26 protein-coding genes and 2 tRNA genes are annotated in these 26,896 nt (G+C 60.6%); 14 read left to right on the top strand and 14 right to left on the bottom strand.

The annotated features are described in order from the left end of the window. The first annotated feature begins 32 nt into the window (after positions 1–32). Genes HY17_RS03235 through HY17_RS03220 form a run of 4 tightly spaced genes read left to right on the top strand, consistent with a single transcriptional unit; the run spans position 33 to position 4,903 of the window. The gene (locus HY17_RS03235) at positions 33–1,337 is read left to right on the top strand and encodes a flagellar hook protein FlgE (RefSeq protein ID WP_034762104.1); all 1,305 of its coding nucleotides are present in this window, start codon (positions 33–35) and stop codon (positions 1,335–1,337) included. A 27-nt stretch (positions 1,338–1,364) separates the two neighbouring features. Continuing rightward, complete coding sequence (gene flgK, locus HY17_RS03230) at positions 1,365–2,813, top strand: flagellar hook-associated protein FlgK (RefSeq protein ID WP_034762103.1); 1,449 nt, start codon at positions 1,365–1,367, stop codon at positions 2,811–2,813. Positions 2,814–2,817: 4 nt separating this feature from the next. Beyond that, positions 2,818–3,795 carry a flagellin gene (locus HY17_RS03225; RefSeq protein ID WP_034762101.1) on the top strand — a complete coding sequence of 326 codons (978 nt, stop codon included), beginning with the start codon at positions 2,818–2,820 and terminating at the stop codon, positions 3,793–3,795. Positions 3,796–3,799: 4 nt separating this feature from the next. After that, on the top strand, positions 3,800–4,903 hold the full coding sequence (locus tag HY17_RS03220; RefSeq protein ID WP_034762098.1) for a flagellar basal body P-ring protein FlgI: 1,104 nt from the start codon (positions 3,800–3,802) through the stop codon (positions 4,901–4,903). 34 nt (positions 4,904–4,937) lie between these two features. Here the strand turns inward: HY17_RS03220 and HY17_RS03215 are convergent, their stop codons facing one another. Genes HY17_RS03215 through fliF form a run of 5 tightly spaced genes read right to left on the bottom strand, consistent with a single transcriptional unit; the run spans position 4,938 to position 9,253 of the window. After that, positions 4,938–6,050 (bottom strand): FliG C-terminal domain-containing protein, encoded by a 1,113-nt coding sequence (locus HY17_RS03215; protein ID WP_081812937.1) that lies wholly within the window; start codon positions 6,048–6,050, stop codon positions 4,938–4,940. Beyond that, positions 6,047–6,832 (bottom strand): flagellar type III secretion system pore protein FliP, encoded by a 786-nt coding sequence (locus tag HY17_RS03210; RefSeq protein ID WP_034762093.1) that lies wholly within the window; start codon positions 6,830–6,832, stop codon positions 6,047–6,049. The genes HY17_RS03215 and HY17_RS03210 overlap by 4 nt, the downstream gene beginning before the upstream one ends. Then, positions 6,819–7,142, bottom strand: a complete 324-nt coding sequence (locus tag HY17_RS03205) for a FliM/FliN family flagellar motor switch protein (RefSeq protein ID WP_051599584.1) — start codon at positions 7,140–7,142, stop codon at positions 6,819–6,821. Before HY17_RS03205 ends, HY17_RS03210 begins: the two co-directional genes overlap by 14 nt. A gap of 4 nt (positions 7,143–7,146) precedes the next feature. Then, on the bottom strand, positions 7,147–7,749 hold the full coding sequence (locus HY17_RS03200) for a hypothetical protein (protein ID WP_034762090.1): 603 nt from the start codon (positions 7,747–7,749) through the stop codon (positions 7,147–7,149). Continuing rightward, positions 7,742–9,253 (bottom strand): flagellar basal-body MS-ring/collar protein FliF, encoded by a 1,512-nt coding sequence (gene fliF / locus HY17_RS03195; protein WP_034762072.1) that lies wholly within the window; start codon positions 9,251–9,253, stop codon positions 7,742–7,744. The genes HY17_RS03200 and fliF overlap by 8 nt, the downstream gene beginning before the upstream one ends. A gap of 128 nt (positions 9,254–9,381) precedes the next feature. Here fliF and fliL point away from each other — a divergent pair, with 128 nt between their 5' ends. The 9 genes from fliL to HY17_RS03150 all read left to right on the top strand — a co-directional run bounded on the left by fliL (position 9,382) and on the right by HY17_RS03150 (position 17,439). Then, positions 9,382–9,906, top strand: coding sequence for a flagellar basal body-associated protein FliL (gene fliL, locus HY17_RS19140; RefSeq protein WP_051599582.1), 525 nt, complete (start codon positions 9,382–9,384; stop codon positions 9,904–9,906). 5 nt (positions 9,907–9,911) lie between these two features. Continuing rightward, the gene (locus HY17_RS03185; protein WP_034762069.1) at positions 9,912–10,376 is read left to right on the top strand and encodes a hypothetical protein; all 465 of its coding nucleotides are present in this window, start codon (positions 9,912–9,914) and stop codon (positions 10,374–10,376) included. 30 nt (positions 10,377–10,406) lie between these two features. Then, on the top strand, positions 10,407–11,027 hold the full coding sequence (locus HY17_RS19135; protein ID WP_051599580.1) for a MotE family protein: 621 nt from the start codon (positions 10,407–10,409) through the stop codon (positions 11,025–11,027). A 103-nt stretch (positions 11,028–11,130) separates the two neighbouring features. Beyond that, the gene (locus tag HY17_RS03175) at positions 11,131–11,517 is read left to right on the top strand and encodes a cytochrome c5 family protein (RefSeq protein WP_081812936.1); all 387 of its coding nucleotides are present in this window, start codon (positions 11,131–11,133) and stop codon (positions 11,515–11,517) included. Next, positions 11,514–12,938: a D-arabinono-1,4-lactone oxidase gene (locus HY17_RS03170; RefSeq protein WP_034762066.1), complete on the top strand. Its 1,425-nt coding sequence runs from the start codon at positions 11,514–11,516 to the stop codon at positions 12,936–12,938. Before HY17_RS03175 ends, HY17_RS03170 begins: the two co-directional genes overlap by 4 nt. Further along, positions 12,931–14,214 (top strand): alanine racemase, encoded by a 1,284-nt coding sequence (locus tag HY17_RS03165; RefSeq protein WP_034762063.1) that lies wholly within the window; start codon positions 12,931–12,933, stop codon positions 14,212–14,214. The genes HY17_RS03170 and HY17_RS03165 overlap by 8 nt, the downstream gene beginning before the upstream one ends. A gap of 207 nt (positions 14,215–14,421) precedes the next feature. Continuing rightward, the gene (locus tag HY17_RS03160; protein ID WP_158531464.1) at positions 14,422–14,946 is read left to right on the top strand and encodes a RimK/LysX family protein; all 525 of its coding nucleotides are present in this window, start codon (positions 14,422–14,424) and stop codon (positions 14,944–14,946) included. Continuing rightward, positions 14,939–16,477: a UUP1 family membrane protein gene (locus HY17_RS03155; RefSeq protein WP_051599577.1), complete on the top strand. Its 1,539-nt coding sequence runs from the start codon at positions 14,939–14,941 to the stop codon at positions 16,475–16,477. The genes HY17_RS03160 and HY17_RS03155 overlap by 8 nt, the downstream gene beginning before the upstream one ends. Next, the gene (locus tag HY17_RS03150) at positions 16,474–17,439 is read left to right on the top strand and encodes an alpha-L-glutamate ligase-like protein (protein ID WP_034762059.1); all 966 of its coding nucleotides are present in this window, start codon (positions 16,474–16,476) and stop codon (positions 17,437–17,439) included. The genes HY17_RS03155 and HY17_RS03150 overlap by 4 nt, the downstream gene beginning before the upstream one ends. A gap of 4 nt (positions 17,440–17,443) precedes the next feature. Here the strand turns inward: HY17_RS03150 and HY17_RS03145 are convergent, their stop codons facing one another. From HY17_RS03145 to HY17_RS03115, 7 genes are all read right to left on the bottom strand, one after another. Beyond that, positions 17,444–18,181: a proteasome-type protease gene (locus HY17_RS03145; RefSeq protein WP_034762056.1), complete on the bottom strand. Its 738-nt coding sequence runs from the start codon at positions 18,179–18,181 to the stop codon at positions 17,444–17,446. 21 nt (positions 18,182–18,202) lie between these two features. Further along, positions 18,203–19,006 (bottom strand): transglutaminase family protein, encoded by an 804-nt coding sequence (locus HY17_RS03140; RefSeq protein ID WP_034762054.1) that lies wholly within the window; start codon positions 19,004–19,006, stop codon positions 18,203–18,205. 3 nt (positions 19,007–19,009) lie between these two features. Further along, positions 19,010–19,951: an alpha-E domain-containing protein gene (locus HY17_RS03135; RefSeq protein ID WP_034762051.1), complete on the bottom strand. Its 942-nt coding sequence runs from the start codon at positions 19,949–19,951 to the stop codon at positions 19,010–19,012. A 5-nt stretch (positions 19,952–19,956) separates the two neighbouring features. After that, entirely contained in the window at positions 19,957–21,390 is a 1,434-nt protein-coding gene (locus tag HY17_RS03130; RefSeq protein WP_034762049.1) for a circularly permuted type 2 ATP-grasp protein, read from the bottom strand. 126 nt (positions 21,391–21,516) lie between these two features. After that, a complete protein-coding gene (locus tag HY17_RS03125; protein WP_034762046.1) occupies positions 21,517–23,286 on the bottom strand; it encodes a glycoside hydrolase family 15 protein in 1,770 nt (589 codons plus the stop codon). Then, the gene (gene otsB / locus HY17_RS03120; protein ID WP_034762045.1) at positions 23,283–24,014 is read right to left on the bottom strand and encodes a trehalose-phosphatase; all 732 of its coding nucleotides are present in this window, start codon (positions 24,012–24,014) and stop codon (positions 23,283–23,285) included. Before otsB ends, HY17_RS03125 begins: the two co-directional genes overlap by 4 nt. Continuing rightward, positions 24,011–25,432, bottom strand: a complete 1,422-nt coding sequence (locus HY17_RS03115; protein WP_051599575.1) for a trehalose-6-phosphate synthase — start codon at positions 25,430–25,432, stop codon at positions 24,011–24,013. Before HY17_RS03115 ends, otsB begins: the two co-directional genes overlap by 4 nt. Before the next feature lie 325 nt (positions 25,433–25,757). Between HY17_RS03115 and HY17_RS03110 the strand changes: the two genes are divergently transcribed. Beyond that, a tRNA-Leu gene (locus HY17_RS03110) sits at positions 25,758–25,842 on the top strand. Between the two features lie 128 nt (positions 25,843–25,970). Here HY17_RS03110 and HY17_RS03105 read toward each other — a convergent pair. Together HY17_RS03105 and HY17_RS03100 are read right to left on the bottom strand one after the other, a co-directional pair. Next, a tRNA-Val gene (locus HY17_RS03105) sits at positions 25,971–26,045 on the bottom strand. Between the two features lie 69 nt (positions 26,046–26,114). Further along, positions 26,115–26,780, bottom strand: a complete 666-nt coding sequence (locus tag HY17_RS03100) for a TetR/AcrR family transcriptional regulator (RefSeq protein WP_051599573.1) — start codon at positions 26,778–26,780, stop codon at positions 26,115–26,117. Positions 26,781–26,896 lie beyond the last annotated feature (116 nt).

Below are 26,896 nucleotides of genomic sequence, written 5' to 3'. Positions count from 1 at the left end.
CATGGTTGCGTCACTTTGCAGGAGCAACCGACATGAGCATTTCTTCGTCCCTGAATGCAGGGGTGATGGGTTTGAATGTAAACTCCGCCCGCCTCTCCACGATTTCCGACAACATCGCCAACTCGTCGACCTACGGTTACAAACGCAGCCAGGTCGATTTTTCGAGTATGGTTCTCCAGCAACGCAGCTCTGCCTATGCGGCAGGCGGTGTCCGGGTGAGTTCCTACAAGGATATCGCAGCAACAGGGTCGCTGACAGGGACAGGTAATGCCACCGATATTGCTGTCGGAGGCCGCGGCTTGATCCCGGTTACGAATGAGGGCGGCGTCGGCGCCGTACCATCGGAACGTTCGCTCATGCTCCTGCCGACTGGTTCATTCTACACCGACCAGAACGGTTATCTCCGCACCCAGAGCGGCATGTTCCTTCTGGGCTGGCCTGCAGATTCCTCGGGCGACATCGGCAATGTCAGCCGTAACAGCGGCCTGAACCTTGAGCCTGTGAACATCGCAACCTCACAGTTCACTGCTTCGCCGACCACCAGCATGGAACTCGGCATCAACCTGCCAGCCGACGCAACCAATACCGGCGGTTCCGGTGAGCCTTACCTGCTTCCGATCGAGTATTTCGACAATCTTGGTCGCGCCCAGACTTTGACTCTTGAGTTTACACCATCGGTGCCGGGCAGTGGTTCCTCAAACGAATGGGATGTCCAGTTCTTCGACAGCGCAGGTGACCCGCTTACATCGATCGGCGATCTCAATCTCGTATTTGACGACACGGCTGCCAATGGCGGGCGGATCGACACGGCAACGGCTGGTGGCGGCGTCGCTTACGATGCATCTACCGGCCGCCTGTCGATGACCCTGGCGCACGGCCCAGTCGAAATTTTCATAGGCCGCCCGGACGACAGCGCCGGCATCACCCAGCTGGCGGGTCCCTACTCCCCGACCGCTGTGACCAAGGATGGCGCCCCGCTGGGCGACCTCGCAGAGGTCGAGATCGATGAGAACGGTTACCTTCAGGCCGTCTATGATACGGGCCTGCGCCGCACGCTCTACCAGATCCCGGTGGGAGACGTCCCGAACATGAACGGCCTCACCGCGCTCGACGGGCAGGCATTTTCGATTTCGTCCTCATCCGGCAGCCTCTACCTTTGGGATGCCGGCACTGGGCCGGTCGGAACTGTTTCCGGTTACTCTCTTATGGAGTCGACCACGGACATCGCGGCCGAGCTGACCGATCTCATCGAAACGCAACGGGCCTATTCTTCCAACGCGAAGATCGTCCAGACCGTCGACGAGATGCTGCAGGAAACCACAAACCTGAAGCGCTAATTCACGCTTGAACGGGACGGCACGTAAGTGACCATATCCAGCGCTATCCAGGCGGCACAATCGGGCCTTCGGATCACAAGTCTGAAGGCCGACGTCGTCGCCACGAACGTCTCGAATTCGACGACGGCGGGCTATGTCCGCCGTTCGCTCGTTGTGGCGGAGAACATCCTCGGCGGGAACAGCGCAGGGGTCCGCTCCGTTGGCATCACCCGGGCCGGTGACGAGGCCTTGTCTGCCGAACGCAGGTCTCTCGGAAGCGACCTTTCACAGGCGGACCTGTTCGCATCGACCTGGAGCACCATCTCTGCCCGCGTCGGAAATACGGCCGACGGATCCGGACTTTTCGGCCTGTTTTCGAACTTCGAGAGCGCCCTGTCCAATCTCGCCATATCGCCCGAGTCCGGCTCGGATATGACCGCGACGCTTCAGGCGGCCAGTTCCCTCGTCAAGGAATTCAATGCCCTTTCCGATTTCGCCACGTCCCTTCGCGCGGAAACTGACCACGAAATCGCAATCGGCGTAGACACAGTGAATGCCGCCTTGAAGGGCATTGAGGAACTCAACGGAAAGATCGCCCGGATTGACCGCACCAGCAGCCAGGCGGCCGCGCTGATCGACGAACGGGGACGCCTGCTCGACCAGATTTCCGACTACTTGCCGATACAAACCGTACCGCGCCAGAGTGGCGGCATCGATATCGTCACGCAGGAAGGTGTCTACCTTCTGCAAACGACCGCCAAAGAGATTGAATTCACGCCATCGACCGTGTTTGGCCCTTCGCAGACACTGGCAAGTGGCGGCCTCTCCGGGTTGAGCGTCGGGGGCATATCCATCACGCCCGGCACGTCTTCGTATGGCGCTGTTTCAAGCGGCATGTTTGGCGCGCTGTTCACGCTGCGCGATACCGACCTTCCCGCGTTCAGTGACCAGCTGGACACTCTTGCGGGCGATCTGATTGCCCGCCTTTCGGACGATGCAATCGATCCGACGAAAACGCCGGGTGCGCAAGGATTGTTCGTGGACTCCGACGGCTCCGGCGATCCAGGTCTTGCAGGGCGCCTGGCACTGAACCCGGCCATCGACCCTAGCCAGGGCGGCAGCATGTGGCGTTTGCGGGACGGTATCGGGGCAATCAGCGAGGGCGCTTCAGGGAATGCGACCATCCTGCAGAACATGCTGGACGCAGTCACAACCGTCCGCCCAATGAATATGGGAGGGTTTCAAGGTAGTTATTCTTCCAGCGAGCTTCTTGCCCAGTTTGCATCCACGACCGGACAGAAGCGAGTAAGCCATGAAGCAGTCCTCTCGTCGACATCATCGCAGTACAGCATCATGGCGGAAGCAGAAATTTCCGAGACGGGCGTCGATGTCGACCAGCAGATGCAGGATCTTCTGATCATCGAGCAGGCCTATGCCGCCAATGCACGGGTGATTGAAATTGCCAGCAACATGATCGACCGGCTGATGGAGATCTGATGACATGCGCCTGAGCCTTCCCATCCACAACATCTCATCCGGTCTCAGTGAGACGGTTGTTCGCCTGCGCGAACGCATCGACACGACATCCGAGGAAGCCGTCACAGGCCGCTACAAGGACATGACCGCGCATCTGTCCGGTCGTATTGGCAAGGCCATGCTCGGACAGAAAGCAATCGACGATGTCACGAACGAGCGGACCCAGCTGACCCTCAAGGAGACCAGGCTGGACATCATCCAGCAGTCTCTGACAGCAATCGATGACAATATCGGTCAACTCGGCGTTCGCATGAAAGCCGCGCTCGGCTCTGAGGATTTTACCGCAAGGGAAGCGGTTGTACGCGACGCGAAAGCGGCCATTGCCTCAACATTCTCCATCCTCAATACGCGTCATGGCGAACGCTATCTGTTTTCTGGCGACGCCACCAACACCAAGCCGATGAGTGACGTGGACGCATTTCTGGACGATGTCCGTGCCATGGCGGCCTCCGCGACCGATGCCGCGGACTTCGCGACGCAGATGGATGCCTATTTCAACACGCCAGGCAGCGGCTGGCAGGCCGATATCTATTCCGGCACTGCGACAGCCTCCGATCCGGCAAGTGTGACAGGCACCGACCCTGAGATCACCAAGACTGTCTGGGGGCTGGCCGTTCTCGCGCTGTCCGGGGCCGACGAAACACTTGCCCTTTTCGACGGCAACAGTGATGCCCTCATTCAGGCAACCGATACGCTGGCGGACGGTCAGGCAGCTCTGACGATTGCCCGCGCAGAGCGCGGCATTCTTCAGGCGCAGATCGAGTCTTCGAAAAGCGCGCTCGATGTTGAGGAAACCGTCCTCACGCACGCTTTCAATCAGATGACGGCAAGGGACCAATATGAAGCGGCTTCGGAACTGAAGCAGCTCGAAACCGGTCTCGAAGCCTCCTACACACTTACTGCACGGCTGGCCAATCTCAGCCTGCTGAACTTTATGAGGTAGTGCCATGAAATGGACCGCCCTGATCCTCGCAGCTTTTTCAGCAGTAACCCTGGCTTTCTCCGCCAGTGCTGAAACCCGCATCCGCGATATCGTGGATGTAGAAGGGATTCGCCAGAACGATCTGGTCGGCTATGGTATCGTTGTCGGACTCAATGGCACCGGCGATACGGTGAAGAACTCCCCTTTCACCGAAGACTCCCTCTCCTACATGCTGGAGCGCCTGGGCGTGAACGTTCAGGGTGAAGAGATCAAGCCGAAGAACGTTGCTGCCGTGCTCGTTACGGCCACGTTGCCCTCCTTCTCCCGGTCCGGATCCAGCGTCGATGTCACTGTCGCCTCCATCGGTGATGCGAAAAGCCTCGAGGGCGGGACGCTGATCCTTACGCCGCTCAAGGGCGCGGACAATGAAGTCTACGCCGTGGCGCAGGGCGCGATCATCGTCAGCGGCATCGATGTCCAGGCAGCGGGCGCGCGCGAAACGCGCGGCACTCCGACGACCGGCGCAGTTCCCAACGGTGCCCGCGTGGAACGGGAACTCGCTTATGACTTCAACCAGCGCGACCACCTGACCCTGGCGCTCCGCAGCCCGGATTTTACCACGGCGGCGCGGATCGAGGATGTCATCAATGGCCGGGTCGGCAGTCCGATCGCCTTCATGCGCGACCCCGGAACCGTGGAACTCAACTTTGCTTCACTCCAGGTCTCCCCTGCCCGTCTGCTGGCAGAAATCGAGAACCTGACCGTGCCGGTCAACGCCCCGGCCCGTATCGTCATTGACGAGAAATCCGGAACGATCGTGATGGGCGACGATGTCACCATCTCCCGCGTTGCGATTGCGCAGGGCAATATCTCGATCAAGATATCAGAGACGCCGGTCGCGTCTCAGCCCGGGCCATTCTCCCGCGGAGAAACGCAGGTGCTTCCGCGATCCGAAATCTCCATCGGTCAGACGGGTAGCGGCAATATTGCCCTGCTCCAGCCGAATGTGACGCTGTCGGAACTGATCTCTGGTCTGAACGCCCTCGGCGTCACACCGCAGGAAATGGCAGATATCATCCGCTCCATGAAGACGGCAGGCGCCATCCACGCTGAACTGGTGATCCGATAAAGGTGTGACTAGGGCCGGTTGAGAACAGGACGCGTCAGGCGTCCTGTTCTGCGCTGCGCTCAAGCACGATCAGGCCACGCCGCTTGAGGCCCATCAGGGCATTGAGGAATTCCCGCTGGACCGTCTCGGCGGCTGCTGGTTCCAGAGGCTTCATGCCGCCAAGGTCGTCACGATACTGATCTGCCATCCGCGACGAAATATTCCCGAGCAGGTAATCCGAGACGGCACTGTTGCTGCCCTGAAGCGTGCTGAGGAGCTTCAGCAGGAATGACTGATCCACTTCGCGGAACACGACCGGCACGGCATTCTTCGGCAGCAGGTCCGGCAGACCTTCGATCGTGAAGATCGATTTCTCGATGCCTTCCAGCTTGTCCTGATGCTTGGAGCGGAGAAACGCGACAAGGCTGTCACGCTTTTCCGTCGAGATGAGGCTCAGCAGCTCCCCGACAGAGGCCAGATTGTTGCCCGCTTCCTCGGTTTCTTCCTGAACGGCGTTGAGAAATTCCATCTCGACCATGCGGCCAAGCACCTGGTCGACGCCCGGATCGGTCTTTCGCGGCTCGACCATGTGGCCGATCATCGGTCCCAGCTTATCGCCTTCCATATGGCCCAGAACTTCTGACGAGACGGACACGTCGAGCTTCTGCAGAATCAGAGCGATCAAATTGGGCGACAGGCGCGAAAGGTAAGTTGCAACCTGTTTCGGATCCTTGCGCTCCAGGCGTTCCCATACGCTGAGCTGTTCCTCATCCTCGTCATCAGCCGCTTCTGAAGTGTCGTCCTTGTAGATCAGGCTCAGGCGATTGGAGTCGACCACGCTGGACAAGACTTCCTTGGCACGTGTCCGGCCTCCGCGCATCGCGCCATTTGTCTTGCGAAGATGGGCTATGAAATCCATGACGATGTCGACCAGTTCATCGCGGGTCAGCATGGACAGGTTTTCAAGCGCGGAAGCGACCTTGGCCAGCGCGGCATCGTCCAGCTTTTCAACAATCGGCTTGGCGGCGCTCTCCCCCAGCAAGGCGATGATCACCGCAGCGCGCTGGGCAGAACTGATCGGTGCCGGCTGAGGCGGCGCCACACCCATTTTTTGCGCGCGGCGCGCTGGAAGGCTTTCCACGTTGGAGGCAGTTCGGGCAGAGCTCATCCTGCATATCCGCGCAAAATGGCTTCTGTAATCTTAAGCCAGCCGTCTGCCAGAACAAAAAATCCGAGCTTGAACGGCAACGAAACCACAGTGGGTGGCACCATCATCATGCCGACCGCCATCAGCACCGAGGCTACAACGAGGTCGATCACCATGAATGGCAGGAATATGACAAAGCCGATCTGGAAGGCATGTTTGACCTCCGACAGCATGAAACCGGTCGCGAGCAGAGGAAAAGACGGCGCTTCACCCTCGGCGAGCGGCCGGTTCAGGGCATCGCTCAGCACGTAAAGGGTTTCCGGTTCGGTCCGGTTGGTCATGAAGGTCCGGAACGGGTCCGTGGTCATTACCCAGGCCTGCTCTTCGGTCAGTACGCCATCCATGTAAGGGGAAATGCCATTGTCCCACGCATTGGTGAAAACCGGTTCCATGACGAAAAAGGTCAGGAACATGGCCAGCGCCATGATCATCATGTTGGGCGGCGCCTGCTGGACACCGACAGCCTGACGCATGAACGAAAAGACGATCACCATGAATGGCAGGCAGGTCACCATCATGGCGATCGCCGGCACCAGGCTGAGTACCGACACCAGCAGGAAGAGCTGGATCACAGAGCGGCTGAGCCCGCCCTGGCCATTTCCGTTCAGGACATCATTCAGGCTGGGAACCGGGTCCAGCTGCGGCGCACCTTGCGCATGCGCGGCGAGCGAAACGCCCACCACGGCAAGCATCATCAGAATGCTGAAGCGGAGGAAAATGCCCCCTGCCCTAGCCCAGATCATCGTAGGATTGCTCCGGTATCTCCGTAATTTTCACGCCGAGCGAACCATCTTCCGTTTCCACAAGCTCACCTTTCGCGATGACCTTGTTGTCGATCGTGAGGTCCACCGGGTCCTCGATACGAGACGTAAGCGGAACAATTGATTCCGGCTGCAAATCAAGGATTTCCGACACGCTGAGACGTGCCTGCCCGATCGAAACGGTTACAGTGACCGGAACACTGAAAATCGTCCGGCGATGCTGGTTTGCTGAAGACGGGTCACGACGCTCGACCTCAGGCGATTTGGGTTCGGCTTCCATAGGGACGGCCATGGGTCTACTCCTCGATCATTGTGTGGGAGGGGTCCAGATGGGCGAGGCACGCAGCCAGCAGACCCTCGAAATCAAATGTCACGCCGCCGGTCTTCCACGAGACAAGCACACGCGTCTCATCCTGCGACGTTGCAGGCGCCAACTTGCAGCGGCCAGCCAGAGACGACTCGCTCGCGATGATGGGTTCAAGCTTGTCCAGCATGGCCTGCCGGGCACGGATCTCAAGTGACGGCACCGAAGCCGGCACAAGAACCGGAAGGTGCCGGGCAATCTCGTCGGCCAGAAACTGCCGCGACAATTCCGGGAAAAGGCGTGCTGCGAGTGCCTGCGTGACCTGCATGGACTGATCCCGCGCCTCGCCCTCAATCCGGGTCAGTGCAGAGGAAAGCTGCGCGACGAGACTTTCGACTTCCGCGAGCGATGGCCCCAGGTCTTCGGGAGGCGTCAATTCCTCTTCCGCTTCCGACACGTCCTGTTGCGGCGGTGCAGCCGCAGGCCGTGCGGCAGCTGCCTGCATCTGGCCCAGCATGCGTTTCAACTGCTCGGCAGGATGCGTCTGATCATCCCTGTCGAAACGCGGCAGGTTGGAGAGAAGCGCGTTACTCATTCACAGCAAACTTCCGGTCTTCATCGAGCCATTCCTGCAGGATAGCCGCAGCATCGTCCTGGCGTTCGGATGCATAGTCTTTCAGGGAGACGAACGGGTCGGCCGCAATCGCATCCAGGCTACCTGGCTCATGATCATCCAAAGACAAAGCATTCGTCTTCGGCTGCTTCATCATCGGCCGGATCACGCCGAGGGCCAGGACGATGACCACAAGTCCCAGAACGAGGATCTGGATGCCGGACCAGAGGTAGCGCTCCATCAACTGGTCCATCATGCTCGGCGCGGTGGCGAGTTCCTCAACGGGCGCGGCCTGGAAAGGCATGAATTCCACGGTCAGGTTATCTCCCCGGCCCACATCGAGCCCCACGGCGGATGTCACGAGCTGGCGGAAATTGGCAACCATCTGGTCATTGACCGTCGCGGCGTCCGGTGCGGCAGGATCCAGTCCGAGCACCTGGTCATTCACGAGAACCGCGACCGAAATCCGCTCCACCTGCCCCGGCAGGCGTTCGGTTTCCGTGCGGGTTTCGTTGATCTCATAGGAGACAGACTCAGAGGAATTCTTGACCGTGCTGTTGCTCTGGCTACCGGCCGGTGCGCTCCCCTGCGGGAGATTACTGGATACAGTAAGCGCGCCGGAGGTGCCGCCGCTGGTCTCCGCCACATCGCCTGTTGTGCGTGACCGGACGACCCGAGAGTCAGGATCATACGTCACCGCGGAAGTCCGCTGGCGTTCGTGACTGACATCGACAGACACAGACACCCGCGCATTACCGGCGCCGACACGCGCCTCAAGCAGGCGCAGGATTTTCTGCTCCAGCTGCGATTCCTCGGTTTCCGCCTGAACGCCCGATTGCTCTGCGGATGCAACGCCTGGCCCGGCCAGAATACCTTTGTTGAGATCGATCACGGCGACCTCGTCCGGGCTCAGTCCGGAGACTGCCAGAGCAACCAGGTACTGGATGCCCTGTGCCTGACTGCTCGTCAGGTTATGTGCAGACGACAGCGTTACCGAAGCCGTCTGCGCCGGATCAGACCGTGCGAACCCCGAACGCAGGCTTGCGCCGATATGGACCCGTGCCGACTGGATTCCCGGAACGGCAAGGATGGTGCGCGTCAGTTCGCCTTCCTTGGCACGCCAATACGCAGCATTGTACATCTCCGACGTGACGGAAAACCCGTTTACGTTGTCCAGAAGTTCGTAACCCTGAACCGACTGTTTCGGCAGCCCGTCCCGGGCGAGCGCGAACCGGACCGAATCGCGGTCTTTCTGCGGCACCAGGATCGCATCGCCCTTGATTTCGTAGCGCGTGCCGCGCTTGTCGAGCTCATCGATGATCTCACCCGTGACGGAAGCGTCGAGTCCGGAATATAGCAGTCCCATCGGCTGTTTCATCGCCCCTTGCACCATGAAACTCATGATTCCGATGACGCCCAGCATGGCGACAGCGAGCATGATTTGCCGGCTGACAGGCAGGGCGCGAAGATTGGCAATGAAATTCATGAATCAGGTCTTCCCGTATCGGGGCGGATCGTTGGAATGGTTAATATCTGGCCGAAAATCATTAACGGTTCCTTTACCCGAAGCCTTGTTTAAGGAGCATCGGGAGTCTTGGGATAGCCGGGAAGTTGATGGCAAAAAAAGATGCTGCGAAAGCTGGCGACCAAGCCGCGGACGGCGGTGCGCAGACCAGCGGGAAGAAGTCGGGTGGCGGGTTCGTCGGCATGGCGATCCTTGCTGTGGGCGCCATGACCAGCTCTTTCGCAACCGTCTATGTCCTGGCCTCCGATCCACCGACGGGCCCAGCCTGTCCGGTGGTCGATACCGGCCCAGCGCTCGAACCCATCGCGCAACAAGACCAGACCTATGTGGAACTGCAGGACATCCTGATCACGATCGGAAGCGAGCCGGCAACACGCTATCTGAAGATGAAGGTCTCCATTGTCACCGATAACAGCGGTGCGGGTATGGTTACCAAAGCCGAACCCGTGCTGATCGATGCATTTACCAACTATCTGCGTTCCGTCGAACTCAGCGATTTCGAAAACCCCGATTTCTACGCCCACATGCGCGAACAGCTCAGCCGCCGCTCTGAACTGGTGCTGGGCGGCGGTGTTTCCGAAGGCGTCCTGATCACAGAATTCCTGCTGAGGTGAGCCCCATGCCGATTGAAGCCACCGACATCGCCATCATCCTCGTGTCCTTCGCCGCCTGTGTGTATTGTTTCGTGCTGAACCGCCGGCTGAAAGCCCTGCAGGATACGCGCGACGGACTCGGCGCAACCATCATGGCCATGTCCAAATCGATTGCAGCCATGTCCAGCTCGACCAAGGAAACACGTTCCCATGTCGGCGAAATGGCTGCGCGCCTCGCAATGCAGTTGGAGGACGCAAAACAGACCTGCGCCCGGCTGGAAAAGCTGAAAGCGTCCCTTGAAGCGACACAGAAGGACGCCGTCGACCAGGTGACGGCCTCTCAGGCCGAACTCAGCACGATGATGCGGATCATCCTCGACCAGTCCAAGACCCGCATCATGGAAATGAACCGCGTCATGCAGGACATGCGTGAAATGACTGAAGACGCCGACGAAGACTATCGCCCCCTCGCCCAGACCACCGGGCGCTGACCTCGCAGAAGACGAAACGGGTAGCCTGCCATGAAGTCTCTCAACAACAGCCGATCCTATGTCCTGCTTACCCTGGGATTCCTGTTCACACTGGGTGCCGCCGTCAGGTTCCTGCCCAGCAATCTGGCGATTGCAGAGAGCCCGCAGAAGACGGCCCATCCCACGGAAGCCGGGGACCACACTCCGGCGCCCGCGCCGATTGTGGCAGGGACCAAACAGATCGACCAGGTCTGTTTTACCGCCGAGACCGCTGCGCTTCTGGCGGATGACCAGAAAAAACTGAAAGAACAACAGGCTGCCTTGCAGGAGCTCGAGCTGGAACTGCTCGCACGCCAGCAGGAACTGGACCGCCGTGCGTCCGATCTTCAGGCAGTCGAAGCAACGCTTCAGGACCGGTGGGGCCAGCTCCAGGACGCCTCGAATGATGATATGGATCATCTGGCGCGCATGTACGGCACGATGAAACCGGACCAGGCGGCGTCGATCTTCAACCAGATGGATTCCGACTTTGCAGCCGGCTTCCTGCGTCTCATGCGCTCCGAACAGGCCGGCATGATTCTCGCTGGCATGGAGACCAAGAAGGCCTACGAGGTCAGTCTCCGCCTTGCTGCCATGAATGAAGACGTCCGGAATTCCTCCAGAAACGAATAGATTCGATTGTCTGTTCTTTCCACGATAGACTCATTTTGATGTGTCCTGTAATGATAGCATTAGCTATCTAAAACACGATCCGGGCAACGGACGGGGGAGACAAATGGTGAGGACTTTCACAGCGACGCTGGTGCTGGCATGTATGTGTGCCTGTTCCCGGGGGGCGGAAGAGATCGCCGCGCCGGAAATCGTCGAACCCGACGCCGCTCACATCGCCCTCGCCGAAACCATGGTCCCAGCAGATGCCGGTCTCGCCGCCATCTATGACCGGTCCTGCCGGGCCTGCCATGCCCTGAATGGACTGGGCGCCCCGCTGACCGGCCACTCGGCGGCGTGGGAAATGCGGTTCGAGCAGCGTGGAATGGACGGTTTGCTGACCTCGATTCACTCCGGCCGCGGTACGATGCCCGCCATGGGGTACTGCCCGGACTGCACAGACGACGATTTCAAGTCACTCATCGAATTCATGGCAACGGAGGGCCAGTCATGAGCACCACCCGGCGCGCCATTCTGCTCGGATCGGCCGGGCTCGCTGCCGCCGTCGCCATTCCCGGCGTCCAGTATGCAAGCTGGAGCATGAAGGATTTCAAGCGCGACGGATACAGCCCGGACCTGCCCCCTGCCCCGGAAGGTGAAGTGGCCTGGTCCAACTGGTCCGGCATACAGCGATCCACACCAAGTCAAATCGCAGTACCAGCCACCGAAGCTGACCTTGCAAGCGCACTCGCCGAAGCACGCCGCGTGCGCCCTGTCGGCAGCGGACACTCCTTCACCGGTCTCGTCCCCTCAGAACATTTGATCGTGGATGCCAGCCGCTTTTCAGGACTGGTTTCGTCTGACACAGCAACTGGAATGGCCACGTTCGGGGCTGGCACACGAATTCGCCAGGCAGCGCGTGAACTGGACGCCGCCGGTCTCGCGCTTCTGAACCTGCCAGATGTCGATGTGCAAACCCTCGCGGGATCATTTTCGACCTCCACCCATGGCACAGGCCGGATGCTCAAGCCCCTGCACGCACACATCGAAGGCTTCCGGATCGTCACGGCAGACGGCACCGCCCGCGATGTAACCGCCGCTTCGGACCCGGATTTGTTCTCCGCCGGCCAGGTTTCGCTCGGCGCATTGGGGGTCATCACTCAGTACACGCTGAAATGCGTGCCGTCCTACAATCTGAAACGCCGGGTCTGGGTGGAACAGCTGGACACGCTGCTCGACCGCGTGATGGATCTTTCGGAACAACACCGGAATTTCGAATTCTACTACTTCCCGTTCACAGGGTATGCTGCCGGGATCTCGCACGATATTTTCGATGGCGAGGTAACCGGCCGGGTTTCCGACGAAGACGAAGACACGCTGGCAGGTCTCAAGGAACTGCGCGACGTGTTCGGCTGGTCATCCTGGCTGCGCCGGCGCATCGCCGCCGGAAGCCTGCCGAAGGGCCAGATCGAGGAAAGTTCAGACGCTTACTGGAAGCTGCTTGCCACCGCGCGGCCAACCAAGTTCAACGAGATGGAATACCACATTCCGCTTGAGAACGGCCTCGCCTGCCTGCGGGAGATCATCGCGGCGCTGGAATCCCGCAACGACACTTTCTTCCCGATGGAAATCCGGATCACGGCACCTGACAATGCGTGGCTCAGCCCGTTCAATGACGGTCCACGCATGTCGATTGCCACGCATGCCGCTGTGGACGAGCCCTACGACTATTTCTTCTCCACGCTGGAACCCATTCACCGTGCCCATGGCGGACGTCCGCACTGGGGCAAGCTGCATTCCCTCGGAAAGGAAGACCTGATCGCGCTCTATCCGGAATTCCAGAACTTCCTTGACCTGCGCGCCGCCCTCGATCCGGAAGGGAAATTTCTGAACCCGCACCTTGCACACCTGTTCGGAGTGGACTTCGATGCCTGAACTTTCGCGCCGTACCCTGTTTCTTGGCGGCGCCGCCGTCGCTGCCGGAGGAGCCGTCCTGATGAACAAGCCTCACGACCATAGTGGGCCGCGCGATCCGTACTTTCTCAGCGTTCAGGCTGCCCTGATCGGCGCCGGCATCGCCTGGCCAACGCTCGTGATCGACAGGAAGCGTCTCTCGGATAATGTCAGAACCCTGAAGACGCACCTGCCCGCGGGCATGGGCTACCGCATCGTTGCGAAATCCCTTCCCTCCATCGGACTGCTGTCTCATATCCGCGATCTTTCCGGCACCAACCGGTTGATGACGTTCAACCAGCCCATGTTGTCCCAGCTCTCCGTCGACATGCCGGATGCAAGCCAACTGGTGGGCAAGCCTCTTCCGGTGCGCGCCGCCCGTCACTATTTCGAGACGCTTCCCGCACATGCCAGCGCAGCAGCGGACAATATCGAATGGCTGATCGATACGCCGGAGCGGCTTCAGCAATATGCCGCGCTCGCGTCGGACATCGGCCGGCCCCTGAAGATTGTCCTCGAGCTCGACGTCGGCCTGCACCGCGGCGGCTTTGAGCCGGGGCCTGCCCTTGGTGCCACCATCGAAGCGATCAAGGCGGACCCAAATCTCGAATTCAAGGGTTTCATGGGCTATGAGCCGCACATCCCTTCCCTGCCGACCGCGCTTGGCTGGCGGGACAAGGCGCTGAAAGGCGCGTGGAACACCTACACCTCCGCCCTGGAACAGGCGGCCACGCTGATCGGCGGTGACCAAATGGCGGGCCTGACCCGGAACGCAGCCGGTAGCCCGACCTATCGCTACTACCAGTCCACCGATATCGCGAATGAGGTGTCCGCAGGGTCCTGCCTGGTGAAACCGACGCATTTCGACACGGAACTTCTGGAACCGCACCAACCAGCCAGCTTTATCGCGACACCGGTCATCAAATCGTTCGACAAGACCCGCCTGCCGGGCCTTGAGTTTGCGAGCGGAACTGCCTCTGCGTGGAATCCCAATTCGAAGAAGACCGTCTTCATCCATGGCGGTCATTGGCTTGCCGACCCGGTCGATCCGCCCGGTTTGGAGTACAACAAGACGTTCGGACGTTCCTCGAACCAGGAAATGCTGAATGGCGGGCCTGAACTGTCCATCCAGACGGACGAGTTCGTTTTCCTCCGCCCGCAACAGAGCGAAGCGGTCTTCCTGCAATTCGGAGACATTGCCGTCTATGAAGACGGCGCGATCCTCGACACCTGGCCGGTTTTCCCCGTTTCCGCCTGAGCGCGGATAAGGCCTGCAGAGCCTCTTTGTCGCGCGAGAAGCGGAACGGCAGGCGCAGCGGACTGCTGATCATCTTCCCTCGTCCATTTTTCGCCACGAATCTGGTGTTTGTGCCGCCCCTGCGCGCCGAGTGGAGTGTCTATCGCACCACGCATCCACATGCTAAGCCGACTGCCGCGCGACAGCTCAGGAAGGAGGGGGTCCCCCGTGAAACTGTTGAGACTGCCAATCTGTGCCGCACTCGTTATGGCGCTGGTGCCTGCACCTGCCATGGCCGAACGCGAAGGGCGCGATGACATGACAGTTCTGGGCTATGTCGAAGACGTTCACGTCGGCAAGTTAGGCCTTGAAATGAAAGGGAAACTTGATACCGGCGCTGACTCCTCCTCGGTCTATGGTCGCGATGTGAAGGTGTACAAGAAATCCGGTAAGGATGACTGGGTGACTTTCCGGCTGCGCGGCAAGAACGGCCGCACCGTTCGCTACGATCAGGACGTCCGCCGTTTCGCCCTGATCAAACTGAAGACAGGCGGCACCATCCGGCGGCCCGTGATTCACCTTCCCATCTGTGTGGGCGGCGTTCGCGGTCTGGCTGAAGTCAATCTTGCCGACCGGGAGGACTTTGAATACGACATCCTGATCGGCCGCGAATTCCTCGCGTCCCGCGTTCTTGTCGATTCCGCATCGACTTTCATTGCCGACGACGAATGTAACGTACCTGAGCGTGACTAGCACTTTTCACACCCGTCTTCTGGCCTTTGTGCTGACCGCGATCGCGCTGACGATCTTCGGCATCAAGGTGTTCCAGTACAACTACCCGCTCACGCCGGGCACCCAGACGACAACCTGGGATTTCGAAATCTATCTCGACTTTGATACCGCCAACCAGCCGGTGCGGATCGAGACCTTTGTCCCGTCCAACAGCGATACGCGCAGGGTTTCGCAGGAACAGTATTACAACGGCGCCTTCGGGCTGCGCCTGGAAACCGACGACGACAATGGCCGCAAGGCGATCTGGACCTATCGCTATCCCAACGACCGCAAGGTGCTGCGCTACCGCGCGCGTCTCGAAGGGGAAACCCAGCGCTCTCCCCTGCCCGCTGAAATGCACCGACCGGCTGACCGCGCCCCACCGGAATCCCTCAATGACCTCGAGCGGCAGGCCTTTCTCGTCTGGTCTTCCGACATGCGCCGCCGCTCTGCCGATGATGACTCGCTCGCTGAGCTGATCCTGCAGGAAATCTTCGTCCAGAAGGACGCCGACGAGATCGAGGCGCTTCTGCCCGTCCTGCCGCCGCCGCTCGACCGTCTGACACTTGCCGCAGAGGCGCTTCAGAGCCAGGGGATCCGCGCGCGGGTCGCCAATGGCGTTTACCTCGACGAAGCCCGTCGCCGCACGGAAGTGCAGCACTGGCTGGAGTACCATGTCGACGGGCGCGACAAGCGCTACTTCATCGGTTCCGATCCGAAAGAGTTCTTCACCATCTGGTATGGCACCGAGGAAATGATCCGCGCCGACGGTGTGTTCGACTTCGAACCGCAGGTCTCGATCCAGCCGATCGACTCCTCGGCCTCTGACGTTATGCGCAAGGCGGCGCGGGCTGACCGCACACCGGTCGAACTGTTCAGCTTCGACCGGCTGCCCGTCACCACACAGCTCGTCTATCAGGTGCTGATCACCATTCCGGCCGGCATCGTGCTGCTCGTCTTCATGCGCCAGTTCATCGGCATCGAAACGCTCGGAACCTTCATGCCGATCCTGATCGGCATCGCGTTCCGTGAGACAGCCCTGCTGAACGGCCTGATCCTGTTCACCCTGCTCGTCGCGCTTGGCCTGGCCATGCGCTTCTATCTTGAGAAGCTCCGATTATTGCTTGTTCCGAGGCTGGCTGTGGTGCTGATCTTCATTGTGATCTGCATGGCGGTGATCGCGCAGATGTTCAACAGCGCCAACATGCGGATGGGACTTTCGATCTCGCTGTTCCCGATGGTCATCCTGACCATGACGATCGAACGCATGTCGATCATGTGGGAAGAGTATTCACCGGAAGATGCCATCAAGGCCGGCGCAGGCTCGATGCTTGTGGCCTCGCTCTCCTACCTGGTGATGACGAACAAGCATATTGAGTTCCTGCTGTTCAATTTCCCTGAACTTCTTCTCGTCCTGATGGCGGCCTGCCTGCTGATGGGCAAGTATACCGGCCTGAGGCTGAGTGAGATCCGGCGCTTCCGGGAGCTCGCCAAGGAAGCCGAACCGAAATGATCAAGACGTGGCTTGGCCTTCGCCGGGCCGGCGTGCTCGGCATCAATGAGCGGAACCTCCGTCTCATCAACGACTATAATCCGCGGCGCCTGATGCGCCTGGTCGACGACAAGACGGAAACCAAGCGCCTGGCCAATGCCGCCGGCATCCAGACGCCCGAACTCTACGGCCTCATCCGCAGCCCGGCGGAAATGCGCAAACTCGAAACCCTGCTCAATCATCCAGACGGCTGCGTCATCAAGCCGGCCAATGGGTCGCAGGGCAATGGCATCCAGGTGATCCTCGGGCCGATGCGCGGTGGCTGGCGGCGCTCCAATGGCCAGCGTGCATTGCTCGAAGACCTGAAATTCCACGTCAACAATATCCTGTCAGGCATGTATTCCCTGTCGGGCCAGCCCGACATCGCCATGATCGAATACCGGGTGAAGTTCGACGATGTGTTCGACCCGATCAGTTTCGGTGGGGTGCCGGACATTCGCATCATCGTGCTGCGTGGCATTCCCTTTGTCGCAATGGTACGGCTGCCGACAGCGGAGTCGGACGGCAAGGCAAACCTTCACAAGGGTGGAGTCGGCGTCGGCCTGGACCTCGTCACCGGCCGGACCCTCTATGGCATGCAAAAAGGCAAGACGACCGACATCCATCCGGATACGGCCAACCCGCTCAGCAATATCTCAGTGCCGCATTGGGATGAGATGCTGCTGATGGCCGCCAAAGCCTATGACGTGACCGGCCTTGGTTATCTCGGTGCCGACATTGTGCTCGACAAGGGAAAGGGCCCGATGCTCCTGGAGCTGAACGCCCGTCCCGGCCTCGCCATTCAGGTGGCAAACAGAATGGGTGTGCGTCCGCTCATCGAGGCCTGCATGAAGGCCGACACCGAAGGGCTCAATGCAGAACAGCGCGTCGAGCTCGGCAAGAAGCTCTACCGGGAGCACGTACCGGACCACGTGCTGGTCTGATCCGTCAGTCTGTAAACGAGAAATCCGGCAAAGACTTGAAGGCCAGCTTCAGCGCGTCTCCCCAGCTGTTCGAAACGGTCTGGAAGTAAGGATCATCCTCTTCGATACGGCGGCGATGCGTCACCTTCAGGGCGCCCTGCTCCACGACCTGAAGGTCAAGCGGCATACCGACCGACAGGTTCGCCTTCAGGGTCGAGTCGAAGGAGACGTACAGAAGCTTGATCGCTTCCTCGAAACTCATGCCGGCGTCATAGGCGCGCAGCAGGATTGGCCGGCCATATTTGGTTTCACCAATCTGGAAGAAGGGTGTCTCCTCGCTCGCCTCGATAAAATTGCCTTCCGGATAGATCATGAACAGGCGCGGCTCGATGCCGGTGATCTGCCCGCCCACGATCATCGTTGCGCCATAGTCGGCCTCCGATTCCGGGCCGGTCATCTTCTGGGTCTTGATCACTTCCTTGAGCGTGTCACCGATGATGTTGGCGACCTGGAACATGGTCGGCGCTTCCAGCAGGCTGGGCCGGCGTTCATGCGGCGCCTTGGTCCGCTCGTCGAGAAGACTGATCACAGCCTGGGATGTCGCAAGGTTCCCGGCTGTCAGAACGGTAATCACCCGCTCGCCCGGCTCCTCCCAGGTGAACATCTTCCGGAACCTGGAAATGTTGTCGACACCCGCATTCGTGCGCGTGTCTGACATGAAGATGAGCCCCGCGTTGAGCCGCATCGCCACGCAATATGTCACTTCGAACCTCTTCGGACCCGTTTATTGTTGTTGGACCTGGACATTGACGGACAGCACCTCCTGCTCGCCGCCATACATCACCCCTGTCAGTGGGCCAGCTTCGCGGTAGTCGAGGCCGGTTGCAACCTGAATGTACCGTTCGTCGGGACAAACCCTGTTGGCTGCATCAAATCCGACCCAGCCGAGCCCCTCGACCCAGGCTTCCGCCCAGGCATGGCCTGCTTCCTGATCCACTCGGTCCAGCATCATCATGTATCCGCCGACATACCGGGCCGGGAAACCCATCAGCCGCGCAGCTGCCGCAAAAATGTGCGCATGGTCCTGGCAAACGCCATGACCAAGTTCGAGGGCTTCCTCGGCTGAAGTGTTCGGCCCTGTCGGTTCAATGTCATAGACGACCGAGTCTGCGATCAGGTTCATCAGGGCATGTAGGGTTTCGAGATTGAGTTCCGGATCCTTGCCAAGTTCGGCAACGAGTCCACGCACGCCCTTCCCCACCTTTGTCAACGGGGTGAACCGGCGATAGAGCCAGAGGGGCGGCACCATCCGGTTGCTAGTCAGTATGCCCGCCGTGTCCCGTGTTTCCACTTCACCCTGGCAGGAGATCGAGACGCGCTTTGCTCCCGGTTCCATGGAGACGAGTTCGACATGGTTGCCATGATGGTCCATATATCTCGCCTCGCTCTTGGCCCCTTCCAGGACGAGATCCCAGGAAATGACCGTCTGCGCATCCGTATCATGAGGACGTTTGCGCACCTGCTGCAGCGCGTAGCTCGACGCTGTCTCGTAATTGTAGACGGTAGTATGATCGATGCGGAGTCTCATGGCCTATTCATTGAACCTGTAATCGGTTTCGATCTGGGCGGAGAACGCCGCATTCTGCGCCATGAAGCTGGTAAGGAATTCGTGGAGCCCCTCCTCAAAGACCCGCGCAATGTTCAAGGCTGTCAGCCGGTTTTCCTGCCGAATCGCCAACTCATGTGCCGGCGTGCTTTCGCCATACTCCTCGGCAAGCCTGCCGAGATATTCCGTGATCATATCATAGCAGAATGCCAGAGACCGCGGCAGACGCGCATCAAAGATCAGAAAATCTGCGATGGCTGGCGGGCTGACGGTTCCACCATGCAGCCAGTAGAAGCTGCGCTCTGCGGAGGCTGAGCGGAGGATCATTTCCCACTGCACATTGTCGAGCGAGGACCCGATCGATGCGCTGGACGGCAACAGCACATAATACTTCGTATCCAGAATACGGGACGTGTTGTCAGCCCGCTCCACCAATGTGCCGATCTGGATGAAATTGTAGATATCATTGCGCAGCATCGTGCCGGTGATCGCGCCGCGGACCTGTGCCCCCTGCCGGCGCACCAGTGACAGGATTTCCGGCAAGTCGCGTTCCGGGATCGGACGGCGCAGGGCATCGCGTACGCTCATCCAGGCATCATTGATCGCTTCCCACACTTCCCGCGTCAGCGCTGTCCGTGTCATCCGCGCATTCTCGCGCGCGGTATGGAAGGCACACAACACGCTGTTGGGATTTTCCTTGTCGCGCAGGATGAAGTCCAAAATCTTGTCCGACCGGATCGTCTCGTGCTTTTCCAGATAGCTCTGCTGGCAACCAGCCGTCGTAATGACGGACCGCCATTCTTCCGTATCGGACTCGGCCCGGGTGAGCGCGAGGCGAAACCCTGCCTCGGCCAGGCGCGAGGTATTCTCCGCCCTCTCCAGATAACGGGCCAGCCAGAAGAGGCCAGCGGCTGTGCGACCCAGCATCACCTCTAATCCCCCTTCAGGACCCAGGTGTCCTTGGTTCCGCCCCCCTGGCTGGAGTTCACCACCAGGGAGCCTTTCTTCATGGCCACGCGCGTCAGCCCGCCGGGCGTCACCTCCACTCCTTCCGGGGAGACGAGCACGAATGGGCGCAGATCAACGTGACGCGGGGCAAGACCTGATTTTGTCAGCACAGGGACGGTTGACAGGGCCAGCGTCGGCTGGGCGATATAGTTTTCCGGCTTCGCGGTCAGCTTGGCGCGGAAGGCCCTGAGCTCCGCCTTGCTGGCTGCGGGACCGACCAGCATGCCATATCCGCCTGACCCGTGGACTTCCTTCACGACCAGTTCTTCCAGATTGTCCAGAACGTAAGCCAGCGCATCCTTTTCTGCACATCGCCAGGTCGGCACGTTCTGCAGGATCGGCTTCTGGCCCGTGTAGAATTCGACGATCTCCGGCATGTAGGAGTAAATCGCCTTGTCGTCGGCGATGCCCGTGCCCGGAGCATTGGCGATCGTGATCCCGCCTGAACGGTAAATGTCGAAGATGCCCGCGACACCCAGCAAGGAGTCCGAGCGGAAATTCAATGGGTCGAGGAAGTCATCATCGATCCGGCGATAGATGACGTCCACAGGTTCATACCCCCGGGTCGTCCGCATCGCGATACGCCCATCGGTGACCCGCAGGTCGTGCCCTTCCACCAGCTCGACCCCCATCTGGTCTGCGAGGAAGGCGTGTTCGAAATAGGCCGAGTTATGGATGCCCGGCGTCAGCACAGCCACAGTCGGCCGGTTGCCATCTGCCGCAGGCGGCCCGCACCGCTCCAGGGACCGGCGCAACATGGTCGGGTATTGCTGAACCGGCTGCACCCGGATGTGCGAGAAGAGTTCCGGGAACATCTTCAGCATCGTCTCGCGGTTTTCCAGCATGTAGGAAACACCGCTCGGCGTGCGGGCATTGTCCTCCAGCACGAAGAATTCGTTCGGCCCGGTCCGCACCAGATCCACACCCACAATGTGTGTGTAGATGCCGCCAGGCGGGTCCATGCCGATCATGCGCGGCAGGAAGGCGTCGTTCTCACGGATCAGGCGTTCGGGCACCCGGCCCGCGCGGATAATCTCCTGCCGGTGATAGATGTCGTGCAGGAAGGCATTGATGGCCTTCACCCGCTGCTCGATCCCGCGAACCAGGTTCGCCCACTCCCCCGCTCCGATGATGCGCGGGATCAGGTCAAACGGGATCAGGCGCTCGTCCGCTTCGGCTTCGCCATAGACATTGAACGTGATGCCGGTACGCCGGAAGAAGGCCTGCGCTTCAGCGGACTTCTTCAGAAGGGCCGGACGGCTCATCTCCTGCAGCCAGTCCGAATATGCCGAATAAGGTTCGCGCACGATTCCGTCGAACCCGTCCATTTCATCAAAGAATTGAGGTGCCTCTCCCATAATCACAACAACGCACGCAAGGCTGTGCCCGGTCAAGGCGTGCTATCAGGCATAGCTGTGCCCTGCTGAGGTCGCCCCGCATTGAAGAAAGCCGCACCAGCGCTGCCCAAAAATTGGGCAGACGGCCTACATCGCCTGGCTCCAGGGCCGTGAAAGCAAGGCTGCCGAATTGATGATGCCGACCATGCAATAGGTCTGCGGGAAGTTCCCCCACAGCTCTCCGGTGTCGGTATCGACATCCTCTGACAAGAGGCCCAGATGGTTGCGGGCCGCCAGCAGCGCTTCGAAGACGCGCCGCGCTTCCTCGGTCTCGCCGATCCGGTGCAGGGCATCCACCAACCAGAAAGTACAGGCGGTAAAGGCGGTTTTCGGCTTCCCGAAATCGTCGGTCACCTTGTAGCGATAGACATGGTCGCCTTCGCGCAGGTCCCGGTTGATCACCTGCACGGTAGACACATAGCGCGGGTCGTCTGCCGCGATGAAACCGATCTCCGCCATCAGCAGGACAGACGCATCAAGGTCTTCCCCGCCAAAGGCCGCGGTGAACGCACCAATGTCCTCATTCCAGGCCTTCTCCAGGATGGTCCCGTGAATGATGTCGGCCCGCTCGCGCCAGTAATCCGCCCGCGCGGGCAGCCCCAGATGCGCGGCTATCTTCGCCAGCCGGTCACAGGCCGCCCAGCACATGATCGCGGAAGACGTGTGCACATGGGCAATCGTACGGAATTCCCAGATGCCGGCATCCGGCGTGTCATGCACGGCGAAGGCGCGCTCGCCCACCGGCTCCAGCTGCTCGAATTCCGTCAGGCCGGGCCGTTTCATGAGGCGCGTATCGAAGAAACTCTGCGCAACGCCCAGGACAACCTGACCATAGACATCATGCTGGACGTGCTCAGCCGCCTGGTTGCCGACACGGACTGGCCCCATGCCGCGATAGCCGGGAAGCTCCCTGGCAAAATCCTCTGTCAGGTCCGCTTCCAGCCCGATCCCGTAAACCGGCTGGATATGGCCGCCTTTCGACTGAGCCACGATGTTCCGTACCCAGCGCATATAGTGCTCCAGCGTCCCCATGCCGGACAGCCGGTTCAGCGCGGTGACCGTGAAATACGCGTCCCGGATCCAGCAATAGCGGTAGTCCCAGTTCCGCTCCGAGCCTTCATGTTCCGGGACGGAGGTCGTGAGGGCCGCGACGATGCCGCCGGTTTCCTCGTAGACGCAGAGCTTCAGCGTAATTGCGGCACGGATCACGGCCTGCTGCCATTCGAACGGCACTGCCAGGCTACGGGCCCAACGCTTCCAGTAGAGGCGGGTCCTCTCTTCCCAGTCGCGCGCAATGACCTCCGGATGATCGGACAGGGATTCGTCCGCTCCCAGAATGAAAGCGGCCTCCCGGTCCAGAATGAAGCTGGTCCCCGACAGGATATAGGAGACCGGCGCATCCGTGGTGACGCGGAAGGCAAGTTCCTCATCCACGAAGCGGACATGGTTGACGCCCCTGACCGGCTTCAGCTTGCGCCCGCCCCAGTCGGTTTCCGGGGTCAGCGTGATCCGCATCCGCGGCGTGCCCGCCAGAACCCGGAACCGGCGCACCAGCGCCGCCGGACGGAACATCCGCCCCTGATTCTCGAATCGCGGGGCAAAATCGACGATTTCCACGATGGCGCCATCACGGGATTCGAGGCGCGTCCGCAGGATGGCGCTGTTGTGGTCGTAGGCCTGGGTGCGCGAGACGAGGTCTTCCATCCAGACGGAAAAGGCACCGCCGCCGCCCAGAAGCTGGTTGAACACCGGCTGGCCATCGAACCGCGGCAGGCAGGACCATTGATAATCGCCACGTGAATTGATCAGGGCGGCAATCGTGCCATTGCCCACAATGCCAAGGTCCAGTCCGCTCATGTCCCAGCCAGCTCCTTCAGATACGCATGCACGGCATCGACATCTTTCAGCCGGTACCGGGCGAGGGTGTCGCCCGCGCCGACCTTGACCGTCAACCCGCCCAGGCTGTTCGCAGCCCGGAAAGCATCTTCGTCGGTCGTGTCGTCACCAATCATGACCGGGCGCCGCCCGGAAAAGGGCACTTCCTGCATCATTCGGGCCAGAGCGCGGCCCTTGTTGGCATCTTCAGGCTTTGCCTCGAAGACGAACTTGCCATGCTGGATCCGGTATCCCGCGCCTGACAGGCCGGCCTCGGCCAGCGCATTGCCAAGGTCGTCCACCGCTCCCGGCGCCTGCCGGTAATGCAGGGCCAGCACCGGGCCTTTGGTCTCGACACGTGTGCCATGAAACATCGCGCTGATCTTTTCGATCACGCCGCGCACCGCATCCGGCGCTGCAGCGCGGTCTTCCGGCGGGTCTGCATTCGGCGCCAGCGGGATCAGGCCATGATTGCCGATCCGCCACAGCCCGCCCGGCACCCGGCGCGCGAGATCACCTGCATCACGGCCGGACAAGATCGCCAACGCCCCTTCCAGCCGGCGGCCAATCGCCTCCAGGACGTTATCCATGCCGGCCGCCAGAAACACCGTATCGGGATCGTCCTGTAGCCCGGCCAGCGTTCCGTCAAAATCTAGAAATAGCGCATCGCCCGCGGTCAGCGGCGGCGGCGCGATGATCTGTTCTGTCATGAAAGTACCGGCACCTCAGCATCGGCCGGAACAGCGTTCAGGAACCGCTCCCGCCACCAGATCAGATCCTGCGCCTGGATGCCATCCATCAGGGTCCGCCAGCGGGCCTGACGCTCCTCCAGCGGCATATGGATGGCCTTGTAGACGGCTTCAGCAATCGCGCCGGAATCGTAGGGATTGACGATCAGGGCTTCCCCCATCTGCTCGGCCGCGCCGGCAAACTGGGACAGGACCAGCACACCGGGATCCTCTGGGTCCTGCGCCGCGATGAATTCCTTGGCTACCAGGTTCATGCCGTCCTGCAGCGGCGTGACGAGGCACACTTTCGCCGCCCGATAAAGCCCTGCGATCTCATCGCGGTCATAGCCCCGCGCGAGATAGCGAATGGGAATCCAGTCGAGGTCGCCATAATCGCCATTGATCCGGCCGGACAATTCATCCAGCTGCTGGCGCAATTGCTGGTAACCTTCGACAACCGAGCGCGAAGGTGGCGCAATCTGGGTGAAGGAAATATGCCCGTGTACATCCGGATGCCGGTCAAACAGTTCCGCCATGCCTTCGAAGCGCTGGATCAGGCCCTTGGAATAATCCATCCGGTCAACGCCGAGCACCAGCTGCCGGTTGCCCAGGAACCTGTCGAGCTTTGACGCAGCGAGCTGCGCGTCTTCGCATGTCGACGCTTCGACAAAGGCATCGACATCAATCCCGATCGGACAATGCAGCAGGCGGACGGTTCGTTCGCCGACCTGGAAACGGCCATCGGGCAATTCCTCTGCACCGAACTCCTCTTCGAGATAACGTGCCAGATTGTAGAAGTCCTTGCCGGTCTGCACACCCACCACATCATAGGCGCACATGGCCTCGCCCAGTTCCCTGTGCTGCGGGATGGCCCGGAAGGCCTCCGGCGCGGGGAATGGAATGTGAAGGAACCAGCCAAGGCGCCCCTGCCAGCCGCGCTGGCGCATCATCCGGCCGAGCAGGAAGAAATGATAATCATGTACCCAGACGAAATCTTCCGGCCGGGCTTCCTGAACCGTGATCCGGGCAAACTTCTCATTGACGGACCGGTAGCTGCGATACGTGTCTGCTTCGAACACCGCCAGGTCGATCCGGTTGTGCATGACCGGCCACAACACCGAGTTCGCATAGGCCAGATAGAACCCGTCATACTGCCGGCGTGAGAGGTCGCTCAGCGCGAACTGGACCCCCTCCTCCTCGACATAGTTGACCCGCGCGGTTTCAAAATCCAGCACCCGGCCCGACCAGCCGATCCACAGCCCCTTGGTCTCAACCAGAGTTTCCCAGAGGGCTACGGCGAGCCCGCCTGCCTTGCTCTCGCTGCCCGCAGCCGTGCGGTTGGATATGGCGACCAGACGCCCGGAAGGCTTGGCCGATGTGTCTGCGTTGGCGCTTGTCATCGGTTCTTTCCTGTTGAGTCTCATTTAGGCCGCTCCGGCCCCGGACCCAACCTCCACATGGCGGATTCTTGACCGAAAAGCTGCTTCGCCCATAAATATGACAGCCATTGCGCCGCTTTCCATGCGGGTCACGCCTTCGCCCGGCGCCGCACCCCGGAAGGTCCTGCACCATATAATAGAGTCAGGCCGAAGACGTGCGGTTACCCCGCCCCCGCGGGCAACGGCCCCGCGACAAGCCCCATGACGGAAACAAAGCTGATGAAGGCTGGGATTCCCCGTTGACGACAGCGCCGCGGGCTTATACATCCGCGCCTTCCAATCCTGTGCCCAGATGGCGGAATTGGTAGACGCGCACGGTTCAGGTCCGTGTGCCGCAAGGCGTGGAGGTTCGAGTCCTCTTCTGGGCACCAAACCCTGCTTCGGCAGGGTTTTTTATTGTCCGGGATCTGGGAATTGCAGAAGCGCTGATCGCCAGGGCGTCAACGCGAAATACGGATGCAGCCCCTGCCGGGCTATCAAACCAGATTTTCAGAGAGAATGGTGGGCGGTACAAGGTTCGAACTTGTGACCCCTACGATGTCAACGTAGTGCTCTACCACTGAGCTAACCGCCCGTCCGGGAGCTGTTTGCCCCGTCAGGAAGCGTGGGTAATGGACAATCGGCGCGCCTGCGTCAAGCGTCTTCAGCCACCTGTGCTGTTGCCGGGTTCGCTCCCGGATTCACTCCCTGTTTCCGGCGCCTTCGCCAGCAGGTCCACGGCGCTTTGCGCAAGCGCGTGCAGTGCCCGTTTCGAGGCCCCTGCCCGCGCACGGACAGACAGGGAATGCAGCACGGCAGACGCGATGCGTGCCGCCTCGTCCGGCGGCAGGGCGGTGCACACCTCCCCTTCCGCCTGGGCGCGGGCAATGCGGGCTTCGAAATGGCCATCCAAGCCGTCATTCATGGCAGAGAGTTCCCGCCGGACGGACGTATCGTGCACCGCTTCAGGCGGCGCCGTGCTGGAAACGAAACAGCCACGGCCGTCATCATCTCCCATGTAAATACGGATGGCGGCGCGGTAGATATCCTCCAGCGCGGTGCGCAGGGTCGGCGCGTCTTCCAGGATCTGCCGGCCTGCGTCCAGCGTGGACTCACGGTATTGCCGCAGGGCCTGAAGGTAGAGCGCATGCTTGTCGCCGAAGGCGCCATAGAGGCTCGGTCGGTTGAGGCCCGTCGCGCCGGTCAGGTCGTCGATGGACGTGCCCTCGAAGCCGCCTTTCCAGAAGGCGTCCTGAACCTGCTGCAGCACTTCGTGCGCATCGAAACTGCGAGGGCGCCCGCGGCGGGGTGTGGGGATAGTCTCGGCCATGGGGCATTTTCTCCATGCGTTACGATATTGGCCTCACCAATATTGTAACGATGGGTATGAAAATGCCCGGTTTCAAGACCGGGCCAAGTCGTTTTCAGGGCCGATTTCCGGAAACG

This window comes from Hyphomonas sp. CY54-11-8, assembly GCF_000682735.1.
In the GTDB taxonomy this organism is placed as follows: Bacteria; Pseudomonadota; Alphaproteobacteria; order Caulobacterales; family Hyphomonadaceae; genus Hyphomonas.
This window is presented reverse-complemented; position numbering and strand designations above follow the sequence as displayed.